This window comes from Legionella stuttgartensis, assembly GCF_977063405.2.
The window spans coordinates 268561-282412 of the sequence record NZ_CDRUHA020000056.1; the positions used below are offsets into that span (position 1 = coordinate 268561).

The following is a 13852-nucleotide window of genomic DNA, read 5'->3' on the forward strand; positions in this document are numbered from 1 at the left end:
CTGAATAGAGGAGTCAATTATCTTATCATTTTACAATTTTTTAACAGCCATGAAGCAAACCGCTTTAGCCAATTCAATTCCTTTAAATTCTTCAATTCGTCTTGGCTATGTTAAATATTTCTTTGTATTTATAGCAGGCCTGCTTGCGCCCTTTGGTTTTGCTCCTTTTCATATCCCAGGATTAACGTTATTAAGTTTGGCTTTTCTTTATTCGAGCCTGCAAAATTGCTCCTTCAAACATGGTTTTTATCTCGGTTTCTTTTATGGAATAGGCTATTTCGGTTTCGGAGTTTCTTGGGTCATAGTCAGTATTCATGACTATGGTCAGCTCAACTATTTTTTCGCAGGATTAGTTACTTTAATTTTCATTGCCTATCTTTCGCTCTTCCCTGCCCTTGTTGCTTATTTTTATAAATCGCTTGAACTAAAAAATCAAAAATTACTATCCTTAACTCTATTCTGTGTCTTATGGTGTTTGAGTGAATACTGCCGTTCCAATTTATTTACTGGATTCCCCTGGTTATTAATAGGTACCATCCTCATCGATACCCCGATTAAATACATTGCACCTGTTTTAGGCATATATGGGCTAAGTTTAGTATGCATCTTTATTTCTGCTCTACTCACTTTAGCTGTTTCCCAGGATTCTCAAAAACGCTATCACTACCTTATCGTAATTGTATTAATTATTATCAGTCCAATGCTATGCAAAAATATTTCATGGTCACATGTCAAACAACAGCCTGTTAGTATCGGTGCTGTACAGGCCAATTTATCTATGCGTGATAAATGGGATGAAGCCTTATTTTGGAATTTATTAAAGTATTATGAGAATGCAATTAATAAGCTCTTAGGAAAGCAATTAATTATTTTACCAGAATCAGCCATACCACTTCCGGCAAGTTATTTAGATAAATATTTACAAAAGCTAAATAACAAAGCGCTGAAAGCGAACAGCGCACTTATGGTAGGCATTTTACAACCGACAAATGATAGCGAAACGAATTATTACAATTCAATAATTACCCTTGGACAAGCTAAAGGAAAAAAACTGAAACGCCAGCTCGTTCCGTTCGGAGAGTACATTCCTAAACCGCTTGTTGCAATTAATCATTGGCTGAATTTACCCGAGCCCAATTTATTACCAGGAAGAAGAAAGCAATCTCTAATTCGCATTGAAAATCATCCAATAGCAAGTCTTATTTGTTATGAGATTGCCTATCCCCATATTTTACGAGAACAAATGCCTAAAGCCCAATGGATCGTTTCAATTAGCGATAATGGATGGTTTGGACACTCATTAGCTAGTTATCAACAATTGCAAATGGCTCAAATGCTTTCTTTACTAACCGGTCGATATCAAGTAGTCGTCAATAATGATGGTTTATCGTCCGTAATTGATTCAAATGGCGATATAGTAGAAAGTCTCCCTCCATTTAGCTCGGGCATCTTGCAAAGTAATATATTCCCAGCTGAAGGTTTTACTCCCTGGATTATTTGGCATGAGTATCCAGCTTTAATTTTTTGTTCAATTTTCCTTATTTTTATACTATTTATTCAACTTCGTCGCTTATTCCAACAATAATCTATTGCTGGCAGACACAAGAGGAGTTATCCTTAGCGATTTAGAGTCACTTAAAAAATCGGACTATGGATAATACCTATATACCACAAGAAGTTGAGGACCAAGCTCAACAGTATTGGCATAAAAAACAATCATTTAATGTTTCAGAAGATTTAAACAGAGAGAAATTTTATTGTTTATCCATGTTCCCTTACCCGAGTGGAACATTGCACATGGGACATGTTCGTAACTACACTATTGGTGATGTTATTGCTCGGTATCAGCGTGCTTTGGGTAAAAATGTACTGCAACCTATAGGATGGGATGCATTTGGTTTACCTGCTGAAAATGCAGCCATCAAAAATGGGATCCCCCCTGCTGAATGGACAAGAAAAAATATAGAGTCCATGAAAAAGCAGTTTTTACGTCTTGGTAATGCCTATGACTGGCGACGCGAAATTTGTACTTGCGCACCTGAGTATTATCGTTGGGAACAATGGTTTTTTATTCGACTATTTGAAAAAGGCCTGGTTTATAAGAAGAATGCCGTTGTAAATTGGGATCCAGTAGACCAAACAGTTTTAGCAAACGAACAAGTTATTGATGGACGCGGTTGGCGTTCTGGTGCACTTGTCGAACGCAAAGAAATCTCTCAATGGTTTATCAAAATTACAGCTTATGCTGATGAACTCCTCAGCTCACTCGATACATTGGATGAATGGCCTGCACAAGTAAAACAAATGCAGCGTAATTGGATAGGTCGCTCCACCGGTACTGAAATCTATTTTAACGTCAATAATTATCCTAAGCGCCTAAAAATCTATACTACTCGTCCTGATACTTTAATGGGTGCTACATATCTTGCAGTGGCCACAGATCACCCTATCGCTAAAGAAGCAGCAAGTACTCGTAAGGAAGTCAAAGAATTCATCGACAGCTGCCAAGGCACTAAAATGGCTGAAGCAGAACTTGCTACTATGGAAAAACGAGGTGTAGCCACAGGAATGACCGCAATCCATCCTATAACGGGTGAAGAACTACCAATATGGGTAGCTAATTTTGTACTGATGCAATATGGATCCGGCGCGGTAATGTCTGTTCCAGCACATGATCAAAGAGATTGGGAGTTTGCACAAAAATATCAATTACCAATAAAAGAAGTCATAAAGCCTAACAACGGAACAAAACATGATCTGAGCCAATCTGCCTACACTGGTGAAGGTACATTGATTCATTCAGGTCAATTTGATGAATTAAGCTCCTCTCAGGCAGTAGAGACCATCACTGCGTTCCTTGAGGAAAATGATACAGGAAAGGCAACAATCAACTATAGATTACGTGATTGGGGTGTATCAAGACAAAGATATTGGGGTACCCCTATTCCCATGATTTTATGTGAACAGTGCGGTACTGTTCCAGTTCCAGATGAAGATCTTCCCGTAGTCCTACCGGAAAATGTAACATTTACTGGCACAGGCTCACCTCTTGCGCAATGTCCAGAATTTGTGAATGTAAGTTGCCCTAAATGTGGTCAAGATGCTTCTCGTGAAACAGATACTTTTGATACCTTTGTTGAATCTTCTTGGTATTATGCTCGTTTTGCATGTAAAGGCCAGGAAAATGCCATGCTTGATGATCGAGCAAAATATTGGACTCCCGTAGATCAATATGTTGGTGGTATTGAGCATGCAGTGATGCATTTACTTTATGCTCGCTTTTTCCACAAATTAATGCGAGATGAGGGTTTAGTCAATTCGGACGAACCATTTAAAGCCCTATTAACTCAAGGCATGGTTTTAAAAGATGGACATAAAATGTCTAAATCTGTGGGTAATGTCGTTGATCCTAACCATCTGATTGATACCTACGGGGCTGATACAGCACGTTTGTTTGTTATGTTTGCCGCACCTCCAGAGCAATCACTGGAATGGTCAGATGCCGCTGTAGAAGGTGCACATCGCTTTCTAAAACGAATTTGGACTTTTGCCCATCAACATCAAAATATGTTTATTGAGGTCAATGATATCATTCTAAGTGGCAATGGACATGTTAACTGGCAACAAGCTGAAAGCCGTTTAAAGAAATCACGTCATGTTGTGCATCAAATTCTCGCACAAGCAACTCATGATTATGATCGCAATCAATTTAATACCGTCGTTTCAGGCTGTATGAAGCTATTTAATGAACTATCCAGTTACTCCATAGAAACAGAAGAAGATAAGTTTTTTATCCATTCCAGTATGAGTATACTGTTGCGATTATTGGCTCCTATCACCCCTCACATTACACATCATATATGGCAACAATTAGGGTTTGAAAAAGCAATTATTGATGCCAATTGGCCCAGAGTAGATAAAGGTGCCCTAAAAACCGATGAGGTGGATTACGTCGTTCAGGTTAATGGAAAGCTCCGAGCGCAATTTACCGCCAGTGTAGATGCAGCAGAAGAGACATTAATTGCTACAGCCAAAGAACATGCAAAAGATTTTCTGGCTGATAAAACAGTTAAAAAAGCCATCGTTGTGGCACACCGACAATTAATTAATTTGGTTGTTGGCTAATGAAATCAAATTGCTCTGAGATGTCTAATGTCCCGCGTCAGTTACATGGACAATCAGTGGGACAATCACAACATCAATTTGCAACGTTACGATATATGCTGCCTTTGCTGCTGTTATTATTACTATCAGCTTGTGGTTTCCATCTGCGGGGCATGAGTAATGTACCGAGATGGCTTAGTAATGTGGCCATTATTTCTGAAAATGATGACAAACAGTTTGTTTCGATATTACAATCTCGACTTGAGAGTTCCAAAATTGATGTCAATCCGGAGCCCTCTCAAGCTAAGTATTGGCTTATAATTGACGAAGTCAACTTACATCAACAAATTATCAGTGTTGGTGCAAGTACAAATCCCAGACAATATACGCTCACTTTAACGGTGATATTTGTATTGAAAGCTCGCTCAGGTCAAATTGTAGAGGTTCCAGGAAAAATAAGTGTTTCTAGAGAACTTACATTAAATAACGATAGAATTTTAGGCTCTAAGGATGAAGAAAGTATTATCGTTGGAGAAATGAAGCAAGATGCAGTAACCCAAATAATTTATCGACTTAGCCATGTTCAAAATCCCCCACTTAGCTAAGAAAAGGAGTAGCTTGAGTAAAGAAAAAAAACCACACATACATAACTCAAGCTAAAGTTATCATGCAAATCAAACCACAAATGCTTGCTCAGCAAGTACAAAAAAAAATAGCACCGCTCTATATGATTATCGGGCAAGATAATTACTTATTGGAAGAGTCTTTAGCCACCATAAAATCCGCTCTTAAAACAAAGTATCATTTTGATGAAAAAATTATATCCATTCAGTCCGCGGAAGAATGGAATGACGTCAAAGAAGAGGCTAATAGTTACTCTTTATTTTCGGATACTGTGTTCTTAAATATTTTTTATGATAAGAAATCAGTAGATGCTACTGGAAAGAAAATTTTAACTGAATACCTCAACTCGATTAATTCACGTTGCTTTATTGTTATTAGAGCACCGAATGTACCCGCAAAACAGCTGCAATGGTTATCTTCTCATGAACATGTCGTGCTTGTCCTTGCTTATCCACTTAATTCAGACGCAATAAAAAGTTGGATAGCGATGCAGTTAAAAAAGAACGCCATGAGTTATGATCCCCAGGTTCCCGATCTAATTCAACAATATACCCAGGGAAATATGTTAGCTTGTTCCCAAGTCATTGAAAAAATAGCCTTATCAAGTATTCCGAATAGCAAAATTGAGACACAACACGTACTAGAACATTTATCCGATCAATGTGAGCACGATCTTTTCGAATTAGTCGATGCATGCTTGCTTGGTCAAGGTGATAAAGCAATTCAGATTTTACGGCATGCCGCCAATAATAAGACGGAAGCAACTTTAGTCTTATGGTTACTGAGTCAAGAAATACGATTGATCATGCAGCTATCTTATTTAATAGAACAAAAAATTGATATTCAAAGTGCTTGCAGCCAATTAAAAATTTGGCCTCAACGCATTAATCTTTATAAGGCTTGCTGTAATCGACTCAATAAGCCCATGTTGCAACAGCTTCATAGATACTGCTATTCAATCGATGAACGAATTAAGTCGAGCAACCAATATACACAGATATGGAATTCTCTAGAAAACGCTACTCTTTCACTTTGTTTGGGTAAACTAATAGGTGACGCATGCATAGCATAGCTATTTTTGGCGGTACATTTGATCCCATTCATAATGGGCACTTGCAGGCCAGCATATCCATACAAAGCTATTTTAAATTTGATTCCTATATTTTTCTTCCTTGTAAAGTACCCACTATAAAACCGCCCTCTCTAGCTAATAAAGCGCAACGAATAGAGATGATAAAACTTGCTATACAAGAAATACCCGACTTTAAACTTGATTTACGAGAGATAGAACGTGATACCCCGTCCTATATGGTTGAAACCCTACATAGTTTCAGATTGGAATATCCTAATGCATCCATCACATTGATTATCGGGTACGATGCCTTTCTTTCATTGCCTCATTGGTATCAATGGGAGAAAATCATTACTCTGGCAAATTTGTTGGTCATCAATAGAATAGAGTTTGCGGATAAAGCCCTCCCTGAAATCATGCAAAGATTTTTGAAAAAATATCAAAGAACAAGCAAGGATCAAGTTCTGAATGCTCAAGCTGGGAACGTATTTCTATTTGACGCGGGACATTATGAAATTTCTTCTACCGCGCTTCGTGAAGCAATAAAAAAGGGAGCAGATGTTCAAGACAAGCTCCCTTATAGAATATATGAATATATTAAGTCTCAGGAATTATATCGATAAGATTAAAAGACTCATTGATTGATACGGTTTGTTTTGCTTTATTAATAAGCCCAGGTAAATATCCAGAAACCCAACTTATTACTGGTAAAAGTTGATTATAGACTCTAGAACTTTGGACATATTGCTGATAAGGCATAGAAGTCATACTGAGCACTGCAAAAATAAGTGAAAGAATAAAGACTCCACGGGCAAAGCCAAAACCACCGCCTAAAACTTTGTCCATAGCCCCTAAACCGCTGCCTCTCAAGAACAGACCAAGTATTGCATTAGCGATACCACCTGTAATTAAAACTCCAAGAACAACAACAATGAATCCAATTATTGAACGAACTGATTGATCTTGTATATAGGATTGCAAATAAGGATTGAGGCTACCTGAATAGTTGTAGCCGGCCCAAACCGCTAATATCCATATTCCTAAAGCAATAAATTCTTTAATGAATCCTCTTAATAAACCAGTAATAGTGGATAAACCAATAACTATTATTAAAATTAAATCAACCCATTGAAATTGCATCATTAGCTAACTCCGGTATTGACTATGAAACCATTCAACTGCATGGCACTTGCTAGTTGAACTTTTAATTTCATTACATCATTTCTAACAGGTGAGTGTCCGGCATAGACTTTATAAACAGGCCCCTGTCTTCCAGCAGTTTTGATGTAGTTTGCCTTATAACCCTTAGCACGTAATTTATTAACCAAGGCTTGAGCATTGGCTAATTGTGAAAATGAAGCCAATTGAACAGCATAAATACTCCGTTTAGTCGAAGCACTTCTGTTATTTACTTTAGCTACCACTGGCTTTTTAATTGGTGCGACATTTACTTTTGCAATCGGTTTAACTGGTTTAGCTTGAGTTGCTACATTTATTTGTTTTTTAACAACATTTTTTGCAGCATTACTTAAAGCGAGCTCAATTGGCTTCGCTACAGTATCGACATTGGGTACAGACTCTGCTTTAGCAACAGAAACAGCCGCATCATCTGCTCCTTGAATGGATTGAATGAAGTCTTCTTTACCCAGATCAGACCCTTTATGTGCTGCAGCAGGAGGAATTTCAACCTTAGCCACTTTAATCGTTTCAAACATTTCCTTTTCGTCAGTCATCACTACATTAGGGCTAGTAGGTTTAGGAGGTAACTGTACATTTACACTAAAATTATTTTCAAGGCGCTGACTTGATTTTTTCATCATTGCGGGCAGAAAAATTGCTCCTAATGATAAAACAACAGCCACACCAACCAAACGATGTTTTAGCTTTTCATCAATTACTAATTTCATTGAATCTCCTATTAGCCATTACATGACTCACAGTAAAAAAAGACCCATAAACAACAATTAAGTCACCAGGTTTAGCTTGTTTCAACGCAGCTTCAAAAGCTACAAGCGGGCTATTATAACAAATTTCTACAGGAATTTCTGCATTCTTAAAAAAAGTGAGCAATAAATCCTCACTAGCCGCGCGTTTGTTCTGCAATTGTGCCGGATACCAATGATCAATACAATCCTTTAATGGCATAATAAGACCTAAAATATCTTTATCTTTCAATGCTGAGAATACAGCATGGACTTTTGTTTTGTTCATCATTCGCAACGTATTTGCGAGCAATCTTGCCGATTGAGGATTATGAGAAACATCAAATAAAGTGCTCACGGTATCTTCATGAACTTGCAATCGACCAGGAATAAAAACACGTTGCATGGCAATTTGAAAATGGTTATGCATCACAGGTAAATCATGTGCCAATAAAAGACAGGCTGTAATCGCTGCAGCAGCCGATTTTAGCTGAATTAATGGTTTTGGTAATCCAAAAACTGAAGAAAGCGTAGGTTTGTTGTAATGGAGATTCCATGTAGAATTTTGCTCTTGAATAAAAAACTCTTGTCCCCAAAAGTAAGCAGGAACACCCAGTTGTTTTGCTATATCGGTGACTGATCTAGGCGGATGCGCGTCGGCATAAATGAAGGGTTTACCTGGACGAAGGATACCCGCCTTCTCATTGCCTATTTCCTCCAGGGTATTACCCAGATAATCCTGATGGTCGAAATCTATTGTAGTAATGATGGATAGCGCTGCATCAACAATGTTCGTAGCATCTAAACGACCACCTAACCCCACTTCAAGAATAATGACATCCAGCTTCATTTTTTTGAAATACCACAATGCTGCCAAGGTAGTCATTTCAAAATAAGTTAATACAGTTTCTCCTCGAGCCACTTCGATAATATTAAAAGCCTCACACAAATCTTTATCTGAGATAGGAGTTAAGTTGACACGGATACGTTCGTTAAATTGAATAAGATGTGGTGAGGTATAAGCACCTACTTTATAACCGGCAACATGATAAATTGTTTCAAGAGCAGTTACTGTTGAGCCTTTTCCGTTAGTCCCCCCCACAGTAATAACGGGGCAACCAGGAAGTTGCAGAGATAATTTTTTTGCCACTTCCATAATACGGGTTAAACCAAGTTGTATTTCATGAGTAGTTCTAGTTTCTAAATCGTGGAGCCACTCATCAATAGACCTCTTTGGCAACGCTACAGTAGATGGATGCTCCATCGGTACTCAAATCCTCATATGCTCGTGCGCGCTTCGATTCTGTGCGTTGGGTTACTCACACACCTCTCTCTACCGCACGTTTCGCAAGTGGTTTAATACGATACTGCTTTGGCAGCTAAATCCCCTGCACTTTTGCGGGTTAGTTTAGCTATCAATTCAGCAACAACTGGACGAATATCTTTTCGTTCCAGGATCATGTCAATATGTCCATGTTCTAACAAGAACTCACTGCGTTGAAATCCTTCGGGTAAGGTTTGTCTTACAGTTTGCTCAATAACTCTTGGACCTGCAAAACCAATTAACGCATTAGGTTCAGCAATAATTACATCCCCAAGACTTGCAAAACTGGCAGAAACCCCACCCATGGTTGGATCAGTCAGAACTACAATAAAAGGCAAGCCCATTTCGGCAAATTTGGCAAGAGCCGCAGAAGTTTTAGCCATTTGCATTAAGGAAAAAAGTCCTTCTTGCATACGTGCACCGCCACTGGCAGTAAAACAAATATAAGGTCTTTGTTCTTTTGTAGCCACTTCAATTGCACGAACGAACTTCTCTCCAACCGTAGCCCCCATGGAACCGCCCATAAAATTGAACTCAAAGGAGCCAACAACTACAGGTTGCTGTAATAGTGTCCCTTTCACAATGATTAAAGCCTCTTTCTCGCCAGTTGCTTTTTGAGCTTGTGCAATTCTATCTTTATATTTTTTTGAATCTCTGAACTTTAATCGATCTTGGGGCTCAAGCGATGCAGCAATTTCTTCCTGGCCACCCTCATCAAGAAATTGTTTAATTCGAACACGTGCTGATATCCTGTGATGAAAGTTACAGGAGGGACAAACCATTAAATTTCTTTCTAATTCTGTACTATAAAGAACTTCACTACAGCCTAAACACTTCAGCCATAAACCTTCAGGAACTCCTTTTTTTTGGGAGGAGTCTGTACTAACTCGTGAAGGCAATAGTTTTTTAAACCAACTCATAATTGGAACCTAAGATTATAAATCATAATATTATACACGGAAAAAAATATTCTGAAATGCACATTAAGAGGGATAGGGATTTTTCTCGCAAAAATGAAACTTATATAGTCTCTGTAGACTAGGTTATGCATTTCTATTTTGAGAAAATAAGAATTGAAAATCAGGATTATCAGCAACAAAATCAAACTGTACAAAAAATACAACACTTTCATTTTAATACATAAATTTCCTCTTTTTTTGAAAAAAAATAGTCATAAACCTAAAGTTTTTCGCAGTGCGTCCGATAACTTTTGTGCGTACGGTAAATTCGCCATTAAAAAGGAATTTGCCAATTTTCAAATGTCCCAAACCAGGGATTTAGGTCTGAGGAGACTATAATATGGCTCAAATTATTAATACCAACGTACCGTCGCTAGTTGCCCAACGTAACTTGTCGAAATCAAGTAACGCTATGGCGACTGCGATCCAAAGATTATCATCTGGTCTAAAAATTAATAGTGCTAAAGATGATGCTGCAGGGCTAGCAATTGCTACGAATATGACATCACAAATTCGTGGTATGGACCAAGCTGTAAAAAATGCGAATGACGGTATTTCACTGGCACAGGTTGCTGAAGGTGCAATGCAAGAATCAACGAACCTTTTACAACGTATGAGAGAGTTGGCACTTCAATCTGCAAACGGAACTTACAGCCAAGCAAACCGTCAATCATTACAAAATGAAGTAAATAATCTTCTAAGTGAAATGGACCATATTGCTTTAAGTACTCAATTTAATGGTCAAAGCATTTTGAATGGTTCTTATACCAATGCTTCGCTTCAAATTGGTTCAAATGCTGGTGAAACTCTTTCGTTTTCAATCAATAGCATAGGATCTTCAACAATAGGTAGTATTGCTTATGAGCAAGGAAGTACAGTAACTGCCAACGCAGCTACTGACATTACTGTGGCTCTGGGTACTAACTCAGCAATCAGCATTAGCTCTTCTGCAAACTATGTGGGTACAGCAAGCGGTCAAGACAGCTCCTCTGCATATGCCAAAGCAGCAGCGATTAATGCAGCTGGTGTTCCTGGTTTAACTGTAACTGCATCCACTAGTGGTAGTGCAACTGTTGGAGCTATAGGTGGAACTGCAGGGGATACTTATAACCTGAACATTAATGGTGTTGACATATTTACCAACCAAGACGTAGCCACTGCAATGACCAATACCAACCTTATGGATTCAATCAACTCAGTAAGCAGTCAAACTGGAGTTGTAGCTTCCCTAAATGGTGGTAGCATGACTTTAACTGCCGCTGATGGACGAAATATTGCAGTAACTGAAAGTGGTACTGGATTTACTGCAGGTACTGACGGACTCACAGTTGCAGCGGGTTCATTTGCTGCTACCTTACGTGGAAACCTCACTATGAGTGCTGCTCAAACTATTACATTGGGTGGTACTGTGGCTGATGTTGGTTTATCAAGCACAATCAGTCTGGATACCAATGGGGTTAATAGCATTGACATTACAACTCAATCTGGTGCAGAACAAGCTATACTGAGAATTAGTTCTGCTTTAGATAGCGTTACCAATAACCGAGCTGCATTAGGTGCATTGCAAAACCGACTTGATGCTACGGTTGCTAACCTGCAAAACGTATCTGATAACATGTCTGCCGCACGCAGCCGTATTCAAGATACTGATTATGCAGCAGAAATGGCATCTTTAACTAAGAACCAAATCCTGCAACAAGCAGGAACAGCCATGCTGGCGCAAGCAAATGCTATGCCACAATCTGTTCTTTCCTTGTTAGGATAGTTAAAGATGTAACGGTAAAAACCGAAATGCGGCGCTTGCCGCTTTTCGGCTTATTTATATCCCAATGATTAAGCGTTCTAATCAAGGGAAAGGAGTTAGAAAATGACTATGGAATCGATACCTCCAGCAAATAATAAATTGCTACAGACAGATTCAGTCAAACTAAAAGATAAAAACATTAAGCCTGTGACTAAATGCGCTACATCAGATCTAAACTTGGATACAGATTCAAAACAGGCCATAGATCACGCCACAGGGCTATTGCAAACTATAGTCACCGATAAAATCTCAGACAAAGTAATTCGCAAAATACCCTCCGACGAGTATTTGCATTTACTAAACTTGCTTGATGGGATAATAAGTGGTTCTATAGACAAACATGTTTAATGCAATTTATGGATAAAACGTAATTTCCATTGAAATTACGAAAACAGATAAGGGAATATTATGGGCCTATCAACTCCAGGCATTGGGTCAGGTTTGGATATTAAAGCAATGGTCGAAAGCATGGTGAAAGCCGATCTCATGCCTCTACAGTTGCGACATGACAAAAAACTTAATTCTGTTACAACCGAATTGTCTGCTTTTGGGCAGCTAAAAAGTGCCATGGCCAGCTTTCAAACAACACTTGATACCCTATCGCACGCTAGCGAATTTAATAAAATGAATTGCTTACTTAGCGAAACTGGATATGTTTCTGCCTCTCTTACAGGACAAGCAATTGAAGGTTTATATCAAATCAAAGTCAACCAATTGGCCCAGTCACAAAGTCTTGTAAGTGGCTACTTCACCAATAACAGTTCTTCGATGGGTAGTGGGAGCATCACGATAAATTTTGGTACATACAGCAATAATAATTCAACGTTTACACTAAATACTGACGTGTCCCCAGTAACAATTAACATCAATTCAGGAAATGACAGCCTTACTGCAGTTTGTGATGCGATTAATACTGCAAATGCTGGAGTTACAGCATCGATTGTACAAGATGGAGTTGGTTCAAGATTGACACTCACCTCATCTCAAACTGGTGAAAAATATGCAATGCAAATTACAGGTAGTTTAACTGCTTTGAATTATGATCCTACAACCAGCAATACCTCATTAAGCCAAACTATGGCCGCTCAAAACAGCCAAGTACAAATTAACGGCTTACTTCTTAGTGAAAGTAATAATCAATTTAAAAACGCGATTACTGGCATCACGCTTGACCTACAACAGGCCGATCCCGCAAAGACAATTACCTTAACGGTAAAAAAAGATGTCGAACATCTCAAAGGTTTAATTAATGACTTCGTCCAAAAATATAATGATTTTATTAATTTCATCACTACCTTAACCGGTTTCGATATGGAAACCAGAAAAAGAGGTATTCTACAAGGCGATGATAAGTTAAGGGATTTAAAAACAAATTTATATAACTTAGCCAGTACCCCATTAACTACAGTTGGCTCTATTAAAAGTCTTGCAGACTTGGGAATCACCATTGACAAACATGGTTTATTAGAAACTAATTCCAAAACATTGGATGAGGCGATTAATAATAATTATCAAGATATTAGCAATTTATTTGCAAAAAAAATAACCGCCACTGATCCAAATATTAAAATTAATTCAGTTGATACCAAAGTTGCTGCAGGAGCATATGATGTTATTTTAAACGAATATACTCCTGGCGTTAGTATGGCTGGCAGTATAGGAGGCATTTTAGCCACTTCAACAGATGGAATTACTCTAAATGGCACTGAAGACTTCAATACCTTATCGGTCGACGTACTTTCTGGACTCGTAGGGAATAGAGGACAAATTATTGTCAGTGATGGATTAGCCTCATTGATTGATGGGTATTTAGAGTCCTTGGTAGATGACGATGGTGAGATTTCAGAACGAATAGATCGTTTAAATACACAAGCAAAACAATTAGACGAAATGCAAGAACGCATCAATGATCGCAGCATCACTCTTGAAAAAAGATATTATCAACAATGGAATGCGGTAGATCTCTTAATCTCACAGATGCAAAACACCAGCAATACACTGACCCAAATTTTGTCGAATCTACCTAAATTCAAAACCAAATAA

General features: G+C 38.3%; 12 protein-coding genes. 8 read left to right on the plus strand and 4 right to left on the minus strand.

Features of this window, described 5'->3' with window-relative positions; all coding sequences use genetic code 11:
* Nucleotides 1-49: 49 nt before the first annotated feature.
* The 5 genes from lnt to nadD all read left to right on the plus strand — a co-directional run bounded on the left by lnt (nucleotide 50) and on the right by nadD (nucleotide 6423).
* Nucleotides 50-1585 carry an apolipoprotein N-acyltransferase gene (gene lnt / locus ACWTEW_RS15480; protein ID WP_454782550.1) on the plus strand — a complete coding sequence of 512 codons (1536 nt, stop codon included), beginning with the start codon at nucleotides 50-52 and terminating at the stop codon, nucleotides 1583-1585.
* Nucleotides 1586-1650: 65 nt separating this feature from the next.
* The gene (gene leuS, locus ACWTEW_RS15485) at nucleotides 1651-4125 is read left to right on the plus strand and encodes a leucine--tRNA ligase (protein WP_454782551.1); all 2475 of its coding nucleotides are present in this window, start codon (nucleotides 1651-1653) and stop codon (nucleotides 4123-4125) included.
* Nucleotides 4125-4709: an LPS-assembly lipoprotein LptE gene (locus ACWTEW_RS15490; RefSeq protein ID WP_454782552.1), complete on the plus strand. Its 585-nt coding sequence runs from the start codon at nucleotides 4125-4127 to the stop codon at nucleotides 4707-4709. Before leuS ends, ACWTEW_RS15490 begins: the two co-directional genes overlap by 1 nt.
* Before the next feature lie 62 nt (nucleotides 4710-4771).
* Nucleotides 4772-5800 carry a DNA polymerase III subunit delta gene (gene holA / locus ACWTEW_RS15495; RefSeq protein WP_454782553.1) on the plus strand — a complete coding sequence of 343 codons (1029 nt, stop codon included), beginning with the start codon at nucleotides 4772-4774 and terminating at the stop codon, nucleotides 5798-5800.
* Nucleotides 5788-6423, plus strand: a complete 636-nt coding sequence (gene nadD, locus ACWTEW_RS15500) for a nicotinate-nucleotide adenylyltransferase (RefSeq protein ID WP_454782554.1) — start codon at nucleotides 5788-5790, stop codon at nucleotides 6421-6423. Before holA ends, nadD begins: the two co-directional genes overlap by 13 nt.
* Here nadD and ACWTEW_RS15505 read toward each other — a convergent pair.
* From ACWTEW_RS15505 to accD, 4 genes are all read right to left on the minus strand, one after another.
* Complete coding sequence (locus ACWTEW_RS15505; protein ID WP_454782555.1) at nucleotides 6398-6943, minus strand: CvpA family protein; 546 nt, start codon at nucleotides 6941-6943, stop codon at nucleotides 6398-6400. The genes nadD and ACWTEW_RS15505 overlap by 26 nt on opposite strands.
* Nucleotides 6943-7707, minus strand: coding sequence for an SPOR domain-containing protein (locus ACWTEW_RS15510; protein WP_454782556.1), 765 nt, complete (start codon nucleotides 7705-7707; stop codon nucleotides 6943-6945). Before ACWTEW_RS15510 ends, ACWTEW_RS15505 begins: the two co-directional genes overlap by 1 nt.
* Nucleotides 7691-8986 carry a bifunctional tetrahydrofolate synthase/dihydrofolate synthase gene (gene folC / locus ACWTEW_RS15515; protein ID WP_454782557.1) on the minus strand — a complete coding sequence of 432 codons (1296 nt, stop codon included), beginning with the start codon at nucleotides 8984-8986 and terminating at the stop codon, nucleotides 7691-7693. The genes ACWTEW_RS15510 and folC overlap by 17 nt, the downstream gene beginning before the upstream one ends.
* Nucleotides 8987-9078: 92 nt before the next feature.
* Nucleotides 9079-9966: an acetyl-CoA carboxylase, carboxyltransferase subunit beta gene (gene accD / locus ACWTEW_RS15520; protein ID WP_454782558.1), complete on the minus strand. Its 888-nt coding sequence runs from the start codon at nucleotides 9964-9966 to the stop codon at nucleotides 9079-9081.
* Between the two features lie 379 nt (nucleotides 9967-10345).
* Between accD and ACWTEW_RS15525 the strand changes: the two genes are divergently transcribed.
* From ACWTEW_RS15525 to fliD, 3 genes are all read left to right on the plus strand, one after another.
* Nucleotides 10346-11770 carry a flagellin N-terminal helical domain-containing protein gene (locus ACWTEW_RS15525; protein WP_454782559.1) on the plus strand — a complete coding sequence of 475 codons (1425 nt, stop codon included), beginning with the start codon at nucleotides 10346-10348 and terminating at the stop codon, nucleotides 11768-11770.
* A gap of 102 nt (nucleotides 11771-11872) precedes the next feature.
* Nucleotides 11873-12157, plus strand: a complete 285-nt coding sequence (locus tag ACWTEW_RS15530) for a flagellar protein FlaG (protein WP_182393348.1) — start codon at nucleotides 11873-11875, stop codon at nucleotides 12155-12157.
* 60 nt (nucleotides 12158-12217) lie between these two features.
* Nucleotides 12218-13852 carry a flagellar filament capping protein FliD gene (fliD, locus tag ACWTEW_RS15535; RefSeq protein ID WP_454782560.1) on the plus strand — a complete coding sequence of 545 codons (1635 nt, stop codon included), beginning with the start codon at nucleotides 12218-12220 and terminating at the stop codon, nucleotides 13850-13852.

Bases quoted from the DNA above. Each gene is read 5' to 3' on its own strand.
- holA (WP_454782553.1), top strand. From the start codon at position 4,772: ATGCAAATCAAACCACAAATGCTTGCTCAGCAAGTACAAAAAAAAATA.
- lnt (WP_454782550.1), top strand. From the start codon at position 50: ATGAAGCAAACCGCTTTAGCCAATTCAATTCCTTTAAATTCTTCAATT.
- ACWTEW_RS15490 (WP_454782552.1), top strand. From the start codon at position 4,125: ATGAAATCAAATTGCTCTGAGATGTCTAATGTCCCGCGTCAGTTACAT.
- fliD (WP_454782560.1), top strand. From the start codon at position 12,218: ATGGGCCTATCAACTCCAGGCATTGGGTCAGGTTTGGATATTAAAGCA.
- nadD (WP_454782554.1), top strand. From the start codon at position 5,788: ATGCATAGCATAGCTATTTTTGGCGGTACATTTGATCCCATTCATAAT.
- ACWTEW_RS15505 (WP_454782555.1), bottom strand. From the start codon at position 6,943: ATGATGCAATTTCAATGGGTTGATTTAATTTTAATAATAGTTATTGGT.
- ACWTEW_RS15510 (WP_454782556.1), bottom strand. From the start codon at position 7,707: ATGAAATTAGTAATTGATGAAAAGCTAAAACATCGTTTGGTTGGTGTG.
- folC (WP_454782557.1), bottom strand. From the start codon at position 8,986: ATGGAGCATCCATCTACTGTAGCGTTGCCAAAGAGGTCTATTGATGAG.
- ACWTEW_RS15530 (WP_182393348.1), top strand. From the start codon at position 11,873: ATGACTATGGAATCGATACCTCCAGCAAATAATAAATTGCTACAGACA.
- accD (WP_454782558.1), bottom strand. From the start codon at position 9,966: ATGAGTTGGTTTAAAAAACTATTGCCTTCACGAGTTAGTACAGACTCC.
- ACWTEW_RS15525 (WP_454782559.1), top strand. From the start codon at position 10,346: ATGGCTCAAATTATTAATACCAACGTACCGTCGCTAGTTGCCCAACGT.
- leuS (WP_454782551.1), top strand. From the start codon at position 1,651: ATGGATAATACCTATATACCACAAGAAGTTGAGGACCAAGCTCAACAG.